Source organism: uncultured Gemella sp. (assembly GCF_963529685.1).
In the GTDB taxonomy this organism is placed as follows: Bacteria; Bacillota; Bacilli; order Staphylococcales; family Gemellaceae; genus Gemella.
The window spans coordinates 1-13249 of record NZ_CAUSAI010000006.1; the positions used below are offsets into that span (position 1 = coordinate 1).

Genomic DNA, 13249 nt, shown 5'->3' on the forward strand with positions numbered 1-13249 from the left:
CACAACATCAGTTTGGAAGACTGAGGTTTTACCACTAAACTACACCCGCATTATTAAATTTTAACTTCTAGTGTTTTCTCAACACTTAAATAAGTTTATCATAATCAGTTGTTTTTGTCAACAACTTTTTTTATTTTTTTAAAATTTCTTTTTTAGAAGTTTGTTTAACTTCTAAAAAAGAGACTCATTAAGTTTATCATATTTAATGTTTTTTCGTCAAGAGTTTTTTATAAATTTCTTAACATTTATTTTGAAAAAAAGCTGTATTGTTCGTCTTCTCTATCAGAAGACTTTTCAATTTTATCATCACTTTCACATAATGTCAATAGAAAATAAAAAAAGTTTAGAAATATTCTTTTTTTTTATTTATTCTAAACTTTTTCTTCTATATTATGTTATTATTTCGTTGTTTGTCTGTGAACTATTCTATATGGAAGATTCATTTCGTTTGTTTGAGTGTTTAACTCTGATAGTTCTTCTTCATCAATTTCTTCACCTTTTCGTTTTGCTTTTTCAATATCTATAACTTTTGTTAATACACGCATTGAAACTGCACCAATATCAAATATCGGTTGAAATACAGATGAAATTTTTGGTCTTGTCATATTTATTAGTTTTGTATTTTCTAATGAAATAATTTCTAAATCAGCAGGTATACTTAATCCTAAATCTAATACTTGTTGCATTGTAGCTAAAGCTACTTCATCAAACATCGTTATAACAGCTTCTGTATCTATATTACTTAGATTTTTATATAACTTACCGCTTTCTTTATATGTTCTATAACCATCTATAATATTTTGAGATTTAAAATCTACTTTTTCAGAAGCTAGTGCATCTTTATATCCTTTAATTATTCTTTGAGTTTTTTGACTCTCATATTTATCTATAACTAAAGAAATATTCTTAGTTCCTTTCGCTAAAAATTCTTTAGTAACGTCATATGCCGCTTTTTCATAATCAATATTTACTGAATAAAAATCAGAATCTATTCCTAAATTTCCTGCTAATACCACTGGTATTTGAATGTCTTGTAAGTAATTTTTTGAACTATCCGATAGTGAATGACCTAAATAAATAATACCATCCACCTGTTTACTTACAAATGATGCGAATATGTTTTTTTCAATTTCTTGATCATCACATGAGTTTGCTAATATAATGTTGTATTTATACATATTAGCTACTGACTCTATACCACTTACTATTTCTGCAGAAGATAAATCTGCTATATCTGGTAATACTATACCTATTGTTGTTGTTTTTTTACTAGCAAGTCCTCTGGCAACAGCGTTAGGCGTATATCTTAATTTTTTTATAACCTCTTGGACACGAAGTCTCGTATCTTCTTTTACATTAGGATTGTTATTAACAACCCTAGATACAGTTGCCATCGATACTTTTGCTTCTTTAGCTACGTCATATATCGTTATTGTCATAGTCTTTCTCCTCTACTTTTTTCTTTAAATTTATTTGATAATTTTTAAAACCTTTTCATCCTTATATATTGTACCAAATTTTTTACTATAAGTCTAGTAGTTGAAAACAAATTTGTTTATATTTTTTTATTTTCAAAAAACGTTTACTTTGTTATAAAAATAACTTTTGTATAGTTTAAATTTTGTAAAAAAAAGAAGAATTAAATTCTTCTTATAAAGTAAGATTAAAATTTAATTCTTCTATAATAATTTTCTTTAAATTATGCTTCTAAAGATGCGTAAGCTTTTTCTAAAGTTTCTTTTAATACTTTAGCAGAGTGTTGCATTTTAGCTGTTTCTTCATCAGTTAATTGTAATTCAACAACTTCACGAACACCTTCACGACCTACGATAGCTGGAGTACCGATGTATAATCCATCAATTCCGTAGTGACCTTCACAATATCCACTTACAGCTAATTCTACATTTTCGTCACGTAAGATTGCTTTAACGATTGTGAATAATGCAAGTCCGATTGCGTAGTAAGTAGCACGTTTACGGTTAATTACTTCGTAAGCAGCACGCATAACTTTTTCTTCTACATCAGCGAAATCTTCTTTAGTGTATTTAGATGTTTCTAAGAATTTATCAAATTGTTTTCCGTAAACATTTACGTTACTCCATGCAGCAAGTTGAGTATCTCCGTGTTCCCCAATAATATATCCACGAACACTGCTTGGTGCTAATCCTAATTTATCTCCTAAGATGTAACGGAATCTTGAAGAGTCAAGAGTAGTTCCTGATCCAACGATTCTGTTTCTTGGGAATCCAGTGAATTTTTGTAATGCGTTAGTTAATACGTCTACTGGGTTAGATGCAATTACGATTACTCCATCGAATCCAGAAGCTACGATTTGCTCAGACATATCTTTAACAACTTTAATGTTTTTATCAACTAGGTCAAGACGAGTTTCACCTGGTTTTTGTGGAAGACCTCCAGCGATTACGATTACGTCTGCATCAGCACATTGCTCATATCCACCTGAAGTTACTTTAATAGGTGGTACTAAAGCTCCACCGTGGTTAAGGTCCATTGCTTCACCTTCAGCTTTTTCAGCGAAGAAGTCAATTAATCCTAGTTCTTCACAAAGTCCGCTTGAATATAATTGATAAGCAAAGCTCATCCCTACCATTCCTGCTCCTATTAAAACAACTTTTCTATTTTTCGCTTTCATAAGAAAACCTCCATATAATGTATATATTTTTAGATATTTTTAAGTAATTATTTTTACTATTTTATTTATATGAGATAAACACTATAAAACTCCTTATTAAAGTATAAATATCTCATTTCCCTTAGAATTATATCATATTACTGTAAAAAAAGAAAGTGTTTTTATTATTGAAAATTATCACTTCTTGTTATTAATCTAAAGAAATTTTCATATCTTTTTTACATTTAATTATATGTTATTTAAATATTAATTAAAGCGTTTTCCTTTTGTTTACTTGATTTTCTTCTTATATATATATTATAAAATAATTTTTTTGTTTTATTTTAATGTATGATATTTTTTTATTTTTTTTTTTTTATTTTTCACTTGTATTACTTGACTCTTTATTTCTGTATTTATTTTTTATCTCGCTGTACTATTGTTATATCAATATTCTTATTTGTTGTATTATTACAGTTATCTTTTTTTCTCATATTTTTTTATTTTAGATACTTTATTTCTTATCATTATAACTAATTATTCCCTGAATTAATCAAAATACTTAAATATTACTAAATATATATTAATATACTAACTATAAAATTCAATAAATAGCAAAATGGATGCCTCCTGTACATTACAGATCGACATCCAAATAATTAAATTAACTATACCTAGGTACTTATTTTTGAGTACGCATTATTTTTTTATTTTTCAATAATATTTCCTTTTGAACTACAGTGTACTAATGTTATTAATAATACAGCCGTTGTTAAAATTAATACATATAAAGCTTTATTCCAATCTGAAATATCTCTAATATACCCTAATAATGGAGGGAATATTGCTGCTAGTAAATATCCTCCTGATTGGGCTAAACCTGAAATATCGGCCGCTTCACTTTCATTTCTTGATTTTACTGAGAATAAATACATTACATACGAGAATGATCCTCCTCCAGCTAAAGCAAAGATAATGATAAATGTTAACATTAATACAAAGTTTCCACTTGTATACAGCATCCCAACTAATGACACTAAGTATCCGATAGTAATAACCACTGGAATTATTAATTTATTATGTACTTTATCAGCTAAAATCGGTACTATAAATGTTGATGGAAATTGTGCAAATTGGCTTATTGATAATAATAGTCCAGCTGTTTCTGGTGAAAAATCTTTACTTATCATTATTTCAGCAAACCAAGAGACACTACAGTAGAATAATGCCGATTGTAGACCCATACTTAACATAATTGTCCACATTTTTGAATATTTAAAATAACCATGTACTTTTTCATGTTCATCTTTTATTTCACTTACACTACTATTTTTTGACATTGCTGTATAAACAAAAATATTAATTACAGCTATAATGATCCAAATATTAACCGCAAGACCTGTAGAAAATTTTTCTCCACCGATATTAGAACTTAAAATTAGATAACTTATCCCCGCTGCTACTGCAGCCCCTATATTCATTATAACAGCATAAAAACCTGTCATAAGACCTAATTTTTCAGGATAATATTTTTTAACTAACCCTGGTAATAATACATTACCTATTGTTATTCCTACTCCAATTATAAATGTCGTAATAAAGAATACATATGTATTAATATGAAATCTCAGTCCTAATCCAATACTTATTATTATAGCTGCCAATAGTAATGTTTTTTCTAATCCTACTTTATTTGAAATTTTTGCCACCATAGGACTAAAAATCGCGAAAGCAATTAGTGGTATTGTCGTAATAAATCCAGCTACTGTATTGTTAATGTCCAGTATTGATTTTAACGGACCTAATATTGCCCCTACCGAAGTAATAGGTGTTCTTAATATAAGACTTAAAAAGATAACACCTAGTATAATTAATATACTACTTGATTTTTTTGTCATTGTTCCTCCTTATGTATTCAAAAAAGGAGCGACTTTACAGTAAAAATATCATGAAAATTTTGATTTTTTTTATCAATTTTTTCTTTCAATTATCCCTTATTATGTAAAATCTCCCCTACACAATTCATTAGATATCCAAAAAGTCTTTATAAAACTCATTGAATATCTAATAAATAACTACTTTAAATTATAATTTTTAACTTTCTTACTTAATTTTATTATTAATATGTTCTTACCGGTAAAATTAACTCAATAATTTCTCTATGGTAATCACTTGGTTGAATAATAAATGCTGTAAGTTCACCTGAAAATTTAACGATAATTTCTTCTGCGGCAACTGCTGCTACAGCATCTTTTAAGTATTTACCAGATACAGAAATTTCAAATTTTTCTTCCTCTAATGTTGATGAAACTTTTAATTCTTCTACAGCACTTCCTAAATCTTTAGATTGAGAAGAAACTTCCAATAAATTATCAGTAACTACTAACTTAATAATATCATCTTTATCTTCTCTACTCATTAATGCTACCCTATCAACAGCACTAAAGAATTCTCTACTGTTTGCTACAAATGTACATTCAAATACAGTAGGAATAAGTTTATTAGTATTAGGATAATTTCCGCTAATTAATAGCACTGTATAAATTACATTTTGATAGTATAGAACTATTCTATTATTTTCATAGAAAATTTCCACTTGATCTTTTCCATTTTCTATCATTCTTTGGAAATACGTCAGAGCTTTTCTAGGAATAATTAGGTTAAATTCCTTGTTACTATCTTCATCATTAAGTGTAACTTGTCTTCTACTTAGACGATAAGAGTCAGTAGCTGTAGCTGTTAAAACTTTGTTACTTAATGAAAAATTCACTCCTTCTAAAATAGGTCTTTGATCATTAGGTGCTGTACAGAATACTGTTTCTTTTATAATATCATTAAAAATATTAGCATCTAACTTTAAACTATTTTCTTTAGAAATAACTGGAAATTCAGGGTAATCATTTGCATCATAACCTTTTACATTAAATTCACTTTTACCTGATTTAACTAAAATATTATTACCTATAGTTTCTATTTCTATCAAATTAGTAGGTGCTTTTCTAATTATTTCTATAAAATTACGTGAAGGTAGAACTACTTGACCTTCTTCTTCTATAGTTATAATTTCTTTGTCATCTTCATAACTATTTACAAAAAATTCAACAGATACTAAAGAATCACTTGCTTTTAGTATAAGTTTATCTTTTTCTAATTCAATTTTTATACCTTTTAAAATTTCAAAAAGAGAATTAGGAGCAATAACTCTTGATACATGATTTAATCCATCAAGAAAATTAGATTTATTTATAGTAAATTTCATTTTTTCTCCTTATATATAATATATATTTAATAAAATAATAATAATAAGGGCTGTAAAAACTGTGGAAAACTAAAGATAACTAAAAAATTATGAATTTTCACTTGTTAAAAACTTGTGAAAAAATAACTTAATATCTTTAGTAGATTTTAACAGCCTATTAAATTTTACCTAGACGTTCTTTTATAACTTCTATATCTTCAAAAATTTCAGGATTTTCATCTTTGCTAAGTTTTGCAATTTTATTGAATGAATAAAGAATAGAAGTATGATCTTTATTAAAACAATCACCAATAGAAGGGAATGATAATGTAGTAAGTTCCCTACATAAATAGATAGCAATATTTCTAACCTGTACGACTTCTTTTTTACGAGAAGATGATAATATATCATCAACTTTGATTTTATAGAAATCAGCACAAACATTAATAATATTTTCAGGTGAAATATTTTTTCTAGGTGATGTTTTAGCACTTTTTAATATTTCCTCGGCAATACTAAGAGACGGTTGCTCATGTTTAGAAGATGCTGTAAACTTAATACGTTTAAGAACACCTTCAAGCTCTCTTATATTAGAAGATACATTGCTAGAAATATAAGTAAGAGTCTCTTCATCTAGTTTAATATCGAATTGTTCGCATTTAAATTTAATAATAGCCATGCGAGTTTCGAAGTCAGGGGGAGTAATATCCGCAGTAATCCCTTGACTGAATCTAGTAACTAACCTATCTTCCAAATCATTAAGTTGAGATGGAGAGCGATCACTTATAAGAACGATTTGTTTTTGATTCATCTGAAGCTCATTAAATGTATGGAAAAATGCATTTTGCGTTTCAGTTTTACCAGATAAAAATTGGATATCATCTATTAAAAGAGCATCGACATCACGATATTTTCTTCTAAAATCTTCATCCGCATTAGTATAATTATTTTTATCTTTCATCGGTTTAATAGAAGCAAGAAATTCATTTAAAAACTTCTCAGAAGAAATACATTCAATTTTAAAATCAGGAAAATTAGCTTCCATTTCATTACCAATAGCGTGAAGTAAATGAGTTTTACCAAGTCCAACACCTCCATAGATAAATAGAGGGTTATAGATTCCACCAGGAGAGACTGCTACATTCCATGCTATATTATGAGTAAAAGCATTCCCTTCACCTACAACAAAATTTTCAAAAGTATAGTTTTTATTAAGAGTAGGATTTGTTTTACTTGCCGTAATATTTTTATTAGGGATAGGTTGTTTATAGTCTTCAAGAGGAAATGTTTGTTTTTGATAAAAATGTTGCGCTCCAGAAGGTTTATCCCCTTGAAGAAAATTCTGTCTAATTAAATTTTCAGCTGCAGGTTTTTCATCTACAACATGAGGTGTAATTACAGGAAAATCAGTATCAAGGGAAGTATATTCAATATTAAAGTCAAATCCAGTATTTTTCTTTAGTATTTCTTTTAATTTTTGATCATAAGCACCTTGAATAAATTGAGAAATTAAAGCTTCTTTACTAGTAATAACGATAGATTTTTTCATAAAATCTACATTATCGATAGAAGCACTAGAAAACCATGTATCGAAAACATGAGGATCAACGGTGCTTTTTAGTTCACGAAGTATAATTTCCCATAAAAAATTAGAATTACTCAATGAAATACCTCCTTAAAAAAATATATAAATAATTATACCATAAAACATTAGCAAAATAAAATAATAGTTATTAACAAGTTGTTAACAGAAGATTATTAATATGTTAATAAAATATAAAGAATAATTTGTGAGTTTGTTAAATATGAGATAAAAAAAGAAGAAAGGATTGTATTTTTCAAAAGTTTTAAACAAATTGAAAAGTATATTTATAAATAGTTTTTAAGTTTTTCACACACAATTCACACCTGTGAATAACTTTAGCAAGTGAAATTGTTAATAACTTGGAATTCCTGTTAATAACAAGTAAGTAAGAAAAAGTTGATTTTAAAAAATAACTAGTTATTAACAATGATTTGTTAATAACCAAAGAAAAACCGTGGAAAACTTAATGAGATTTATACTTAAATATTTTCTTATTGATTTTGTTTTATTTTCAGAAGAAATTAACAACTGTTTATTCATATGTGGAAAACTTAAACATTATTAATTTAATATAAAGAAAAATATTTGTTATAAATAGAGATATAAACGAGGAAAAATAAGGGTTTCAGATTAATTTATATTTTTTTTTAGAAAAAAAGATGTTTTTGCTTGATTAATTATTTTAGATATGTTAAACTAATTCAGTTATTACATCTATCTAAGTAAAGAAAAGAAAACTCGAGGAGGACAAAATGAAACGTACGTATCAACCAAATAAAAGAAAACATTCAAAAGTACACGGATTTAGAGCTAGAATGAGCACTAAAAACGGAAGAAATGTATTAGCAAGACGTAGAGCTAAAGGAAGAAAAGTTCTTTCAGCTTAATGTATGCCAAAAGGGTATCACGAAAGTGGTACTCTTTTTTTATTAGATAATCCTAAAAAATAAGAAAGATAGTTGTAAAAATTTGAATAAACTGTTAAAATATTAGTGTTGAGAAAGGTTTTAAAATGAAAAAAGAATATAGAGTAAAAAGAAGTCAAGATTTTGATAATATAATAAGAAAAAAACAATCTTTTGCGAATAGACAGTTTGTTATTTATTATCAAAAAAATAATTTAGACCATATGCGTTTAGGAATTTCTGTTAGTAAAAAATTAGGAAAAGCCTTTGAACGTAATAAAATAAAAAGATATATACGAGAAACTTTTAAAATAAGAAAAGAATTTGTAAAAAACTATGATATAATAGTAATTGCTAGAGCTGGTGCTAAAGAGATGACATTTTTAGAATTTGGAAGTAGCATCGATCATGTTTTAAAAAGATCAAAACTTATGAAAGCGAAGAGGAGTTAAAAATGGAAAAAGAGTATTATTATGTTGGAGTTACTGTAGATGAAGCTATACAAAAAGGATTAAAAGATTTAGCTTTATCAGAAGCTGCAGTAAAAATTGAAGTAATCGAAGGTGGAAGTGCAGGTATTTTCGGTTTATTCAAAAAAGAAGCAAAAGTAAAATTAATTCCATTAGATGAAGAATACAGTAAAGAACAAGCTGTAGAATTAGCAAAAATAACAGAAGAAGTTAAAGAAGAGAAAGTAGTACAAAAAGAAGAAGTTGTTGTAGAAAAAGTAGATGAACAAAAAGTTAAAAAAGAAAAAACAATAACTACTGTGGAAGAATCTGTTGTAGAAGCAGAAGAACACGAAGAACCTGTTAAAAAAGTAAAAAGAGAAGATTATATCGTAAAAAATAAAGATAGTATTGTAAATTATTTACAAAATATCGTTGTTGCTATGGGGTATCCTGATGCTACTGTTGATTTTATAGAAGATGGAAATCGTCATTTTACTTTAAATATTAAAACAGAAGAGAATACTAGTTTAATAATAGGTAAACGTGGAATTACTTTAAATAGTCTACAATTTTTAGTTAATAATTATGCTAAAAAATTCAGTTCATACTATTTCAGAATAGAAGTTGATTGTGATAATTACAGAGAAAATCGTAAAAAAACATTAGAAGATTTAGCATTAAACCTAGCTAAAAAATCTAAAAAAATAGGAAAACCTGTAGAATTAGAACCTATGACAAGTGTTGAAAGAAAAATTATTCATAATGCTTTAACAGGAATTAAAAATGTAGAAACAGAATCACGCGGAGAAGAGCCGCATAGATATTTAGTTATTACAGCTAAATAGGAGGCCTAATGAAGTCAGTATTAATAGTTGATGATAGTTCTTATTATAGAAGTAGAGGTGCAGAAGTTGTAAGCCGTGCAGGATATGAATATTACTTTGCTGAAAATGGTGAACAAGCTGTTAGAATATATAGAAGAATAAAACCATATTTTGTTACAATGGATATTTGTATGCCAATTATGGATGGATTAGAGGCGACGAAACAGATATGCGCAAATTTTCCTGGTGCGAAAGTACTTATCTGCAGTAGTGTTGGTCATGTGCCAGTGTATAAAAGACAAGCATTTGCTAATGGGGCATGTGGTGTACTACCAAAAGAATATGATTTAGATGATTTAGAATTCGCTATTTCAGAAATAGAGCTTATGAAATAGAAGACTAACTAATATCTTATTAACACCTTTTTAATAAAATAACAAAAAATAAGTAGTTCGGAGATTAATCTAGCTACTTATTTTTTTGTTCTACCCTAACCCATTATTAAAAAAAAGTATATAAAATGTAGCTTGGTCGTATATAGAGAAAAATTCAAAAGAATAGTGTATAATAAATAAGATATGAATTTTTAATTAATATAAGATTTTAAAGGAGTTTGAATAATGAGTGAAACAATTTGCGCTATATCGACTGCTCTTGGAGAAGGAGCTATAGGTATTGTTAGACTTAGTGGAGATGAAGCATTTAGTATTGCCGAAAAAATAGTAAGACTACCAAAAGGAAAAACTGTAGAGAGTTTAGAAAGTCACACTATAAATTATGGTAATGTAGTTGATCCAACTACGAATGAAAAAATAGAAGAAATCATGCTTGTAAAAATGGTAGGACCACGTACTTATACTACAGAAGATGTTATAGAAATCAACTGTCACGGTGGTATTGTAACGATTCAAAAAGTACTTGCACTTTGTTTAGAACATGGTGCAAGAATGGCTGAACCAGGCGAATTTACTAAACGTGCCTTTTTAAATGGACGTATCGATTTAACACAAGCAGAGGCTGTAATAGACTTTATTAAGAGTAAAACTGATGAGGCAAGTCAAATAGCTAACAACCAAATGCAAGGGCGCTTATCAACACTTATTAAACGTCTACGTGCCGAAATTTTGGATATACTAACAGTCGTTGAGGTAAATATAGATTATCCTGAATACGATGATTTAGAAATTGAAACAACAAAAACTATTCTTGAAAAATCAACAAGTATTAGAAATAGTTTAGAAAGTCTATTAGAAACATCAAAACAAGGGAAAATTATAAAAGAAGGGATAAATACAGCGATTATCGGACGTCCTAATGTAGGGAAGAGTTCGCTGTTAAATAACCTATTACAAGAAAATAAAGCTATCGTAACTGATATAGCAGGAACAACACGTGACGTATTGGAGGAGTATGTAAATATTAAAGGAGTACCGATTAAATTAATCGATACGGCGGGTATTCGTGAAACAGATGATATCGTAGAACAAATTGGTGTTAAACGCAGTAAAGAAGCACTAGAAAAAGCTGATTTAGTATTATTCTTATTAAATAGTAGTGAAGAACTAACTGAAGACGACAAAGAACTATTAAAACTAACTGAAGGGAAAACAACTATTGTAATATTAAATAAATTAGATTTAGAGACGAAAATTGATATTGCAGAAGTTGAAAAATTAGCGTACAATCATCCTATTATAAAAACATCTATGACAACATATAAAGGAATAGATGAATTAGAGAAAAATATAAGAGACTTATTCTTCGGTGGAGCTGCTCGTCCAAAAGATGCGACATATTTATCAAACACACGTCAAATCAACCTTATTCAACGTGCTTTAACAAGTTTAAACGATGCTATCGGAGCTGCTGAATTAGGATTAGAAGTAGATATGGTCTTAATAGATTATACGAATACATTCAACCTATTAGGAGAAGTTATCGGGGAAAACTCTGGTGATGAACTAATAAATGAATTATTCAGTAGATTCTGTCTAGGAAAATAAATAAATTAGAAAAAACATAAAAGAAAGACTAAAATGTTTTACGTGAAACAGAATAATCAAGTTAAAGAATGTTTCGGCAGTACTAACAAGATAAAATGTTTCACATGAAACAAGAAATATAAGAAAAAATAGTTTCACATGAAACAAAAAGGAGAAAGAAATGAAATGTATAAGTTTTAATGTCAATGGTTTAAGAGCAATCGTTGGTAAAAATTTTGAAGAAGATTTTAAGCAATTAGATGCTGATTTCTTCTGTTTACAAGAAACGAAGATGCAAGCAGGTCAATTAGATTTACAATTCGATGGGTATTATAGTTATTTCAACTATGCAGAGCGTAAAGGATATTCAGGAACAGCTATATATACTAAACACGAGCCATTAAATGTAACGTATGGAATAGGAATAGAAGAACATGATACAGAAGGGCGTGTCATCACGCTAGAATATGAGAAATTTTTCTTTATTACAGTATACACGCCGAACTCAGGTAGTGAACTTAAGAGATTAGAATACCGTATGAGTTGGGAAGAAGATTTTAAAAACTATCTATTAGAATTAAACAAAACAAAAGGGGTAGTTGTTTGTGGAGATTTAAATGTAGCTCACACAGAAATAGATTTAAAAAATCCAAAATCAAATACTAAAAATGCAGGTTTCACACCAGAAGAAAGAGATAAATTTACGAAGTTATTAGATGCGGGGTTTATCGATACTTTTAGATATTATTATCCTGATTTAACAGGCGCTTATTCATGGTGGAGTTACCGTTTTAATGCACGTAAAAACAACGCAGGATGGAGAATAGATTACTTTTTAGTAAGTAAAGATATGGAAGAATATTTAGAAAGTGCTGCTATTCACAATGAAATATTCGGCAGTGATCACTGTCCTGTAGAGCTTGTATTAAAAGACAATTTGTTGTAAAATATAATATACGTTGTGGGAAAATCCATAGCGTATATTTTTAATGCACTAGACTTAAGTCTGATTTTAAAGTGTAGTGTGATATTAAAATAATCTTAAAAAAATCATAATATAATAAACGGAGGCGACTTAATCAGAATAAATTATAAGTTTAAGTAGCATCCGTTATTAATTTTTAAGAAAAGAGGTAATTTATGGGATCAAAATTCTATATAGAAGACGTAAACGACTGTGACTCACAATATTCTATTGATTATATAAAATTCGATGAATTAGGGAAAATAGATATTGTTAGAGAGACATATGGGCGAAATTATTTAGTAGAAAGAGATATACAGTTACCAATTTTTGAAACAGAAAGAGAGTATATAGAATACTTGGAAAAAGAAGACATAATAGATCCACATTTAGCTGAAGTTTTGCATTTATTTGAGGGGTATAAACCAGAATTAATAATAATGGATGAAATATCTTTAAATAATACATTATTTATAGGGGATGCTAGAGGTGCTGAAAGAGCTACGGGTTTTAAAAACGCCTTTGAACTTCTTATGGAGGCAACTATGATTTGGGAATTTTCTGCTATAGATGCTCTTAAAAGTACTCTACAGGTAATAAGAACTTTATTACGAGATAAAAAACATAGATATCAAGAAAATCTAATCAGAATTAAATAGGTGAAAAA

General features: G+C 28.0%; 12 protein-coding genes. 7 read left to right on the top strand and 5 right to left on the bottom strand.

Annotated elements, in window-relative coordinates:
• Positions 1–398: 398 nt before the first annotated feature.
• The 5 genes from RWS90_RS01830 to dnaA form a co-directional block, all read right to left on the bottom strand.
• Complete coding sequence (locus RWS90_RS01830; protein ID WP_314548255.1) at positions 399–1439, bottom strand: LacI family DNA-binding transcriptional regulator; 1041 nt, start codon at positions 1437–1439, stop codon at positions 399–401.
• 260 nt (positions 1440–1699) lie between these two features.
• Positions 1700–2653, bottom strand: a complete 954-nt coding sequence (locus RWS90_RS01835; RefSeq protein WP_314548256.1) for an L-lactate dehydrogenase — start codon at positions 2651–2653, stop codon at positions 1700–1702.
• Positions 2654–3339: 686 nt separating this feature from the next.
• Entirely contained in the window at positions 3340–4530 is a 1191-nt protein-coding gene (locus RWS90_RS01840) for an MFS transporter (RefSeq protein WP_314548257.1), read from the bottom strand.
• A gap of 221 nt (positions 4531–4751) precedes the next feature.
• Positions 4752–5891: a DNA polymerase III subunit beta gene (dnaN, locus tag RWS90_RS01845; RefSeq protein WP_314548258.1), complete on the bottom strand. Its 1140-nt coding sequence runs from the start codon at positions 5889–5891 to the stop codon at positions 4752–4754.
• A 157-nt stretch (positions 5892–6048) separates the two neighbouring features.
• Entirely contained in the window at positions 6049–7533 is a 1485-nt protein-coding gene (gene dnaA, locus RWS90_RS01850; RefSeq protein ID WP_314548259.1) for a chromosomal replication initiator protein DnaA, read from the bottom strand.
• Positions 7534–8207: 674 nt separating this feature from the next.
• Here dnaA and rpmH point away from each other — a divergent pair.
• From rpmH to RWS90_RS01885, 7 genes are all read left to right on the top strand, one after another.
• Entirely contained in the window at positions 8208–8342 is a 135-nt protein-coding gene (gene rpmH, locus RWS90_RS01855; protein WP_003144116.1) for a 50S ribosomal protein L34, read from the top strand.
• 125 nt (positions 8343–8467) lie between these two features.
• The gene (rnpA, locus tag RWS90_RS01860; protein ID WP_314548260.1) at positions 8468–8812 is read left to right on the top strand and encodes a ribonuclease P protein component; all 345 of its coding nucleotides are present in this window, start codon (positions 8468–8470) and stop codon (positions 8810–8812) included.
• A 2-nt stretch (positions 8813–8814) separates the two neighbouring features.
• The gene (gene jag / locus RWS90_RS01865; RefSeq protein WP_314548261.1) at positions 8815–9657 is read left to right on the top strand and encodes an RNA-binding cell elongation regulator Jag/EloR; all 843 of its coding nucleotides are present in this window, start codon (positions 8815–8817) and stop codon (positions 9655–9657) included.
• An 8-nt stretch (positions 9658–9665) separates the two neighbouring features.
• Positions 9666–10031, top strand: coding sequence for a response regulator (locus RWS90_RS01870; protein WP_314548262.1), 366 nt, complete (start codon positions 9666–9668; stop codon positions 10029–10031).
• 225 nt (positions 10032–10256) lie between these two features.
• Positions 10257–11639, top strand: coding sequence for a tRNA uridine-5-carboxymethylaminomethyl(34) synthesis GTPase MnmE (mnmE, locus tag RWS90_RS01875; protein ID WP_399541442.1), 1383 nt, complete (start codon positions 10257–10259; stop codon positions 11637–11639).
• 160 nt (positions 11640–11799) lie between these two features.
• Positions 11800–12564 carry an exodeoxyribonuclease III gene (locus RWS90_RS01880; RefSeq protein WP_314548263.1) on the top strand — a complete coding sequence of 255 codons (765 nt, stop codon included), beginning with the start codon at positions 11800–11802 and terminating at the stop codon, positions 12562–12564.
• 194 nt (positions 12565–12758) lie between these two features.
• Positions 12759–13241, top strand: a complete 483-nt coding sequence (locus tag RWS90_RS01885; RefSeq protein WP_314548264.1) for a hypothetical protein — start codon at positions 12759–12761, stop codon at positions 13239–13241.
• Positions 13242–13249 lie beyond the last annotated feature (8 nt).

Coding starts and splice junctions, on each gene's coding strand:
- rpmH (WP_003144116.1), top strand. CDS start 8,208: ATGAAACGTACGTATCAACCAAATAAAAGAAAACATTCAAAAGTACAC.
- dnaN (WP_314548258.1), bottom strand. CDS start 5,891: ATGAAATTTACTATAAATAAATCTAATTTTCTTGATGGATTAAATCAT.
- rnpA (WP_314548260.1), top strand. CDS start 8,468: ATGAAAAAAGAATATAGAGTAAAAAGAAGTCAAGATTTTGATAATATA.
- RWS90_RS01885 (WP_314548264.1), top strand. CDS start 12,759: ATGGGATCAAAATTCTATATAGAAGACGTAAACGACTGTGACTCACAA.
- RWS90_RS01880 (WP_314548263.1), top strand. CDS start 11,800: ATGAAATGTATAAGTTTTAATGTCAATGGTTTAAGAGCAATCGTTGGT.
- RWS90_RS01830 (WP_314548255.1), bottom strand. CDS start 1,439: ATGACAATAACGATATATGACGTAGCTAAAGAAGCAAAAGTATCGATG.
- mnmE (WP_399541442.1), top strand. CDS start 10,257: ATGAGTGAAACAATTTGCGCTATATCGACTGCTCTTGGAGAAGGAGCT.
- RWS90_RS01870 (WP_314548262.1), top strand. CDS start 9,666: ATGAAGTCAGTATTAATAGTTGATGATAGTTCTTATTATAGAAGTAGA.
- RWS90_RS01840 (WP_314548257.1), bottom strand. CDS start 4,530: ATGACAAAAAAATCAAGTAGTATATTAATTATACTAGGTGTTATCTTT.
- jag (WP_314548261.1), top strand. CDS start 8,815: ATGGAAAAAGAGTATTATTATGTTGGAGTTACTGTAGATGAAGCTATA.
- RWS90_RS01835 (WP_314548256.1), bottom strand. CDS start 2,653: ATGAAAGCGAAAAATAGAAAAGTTGTTTTAATAGGAGCAGGAATGGTA.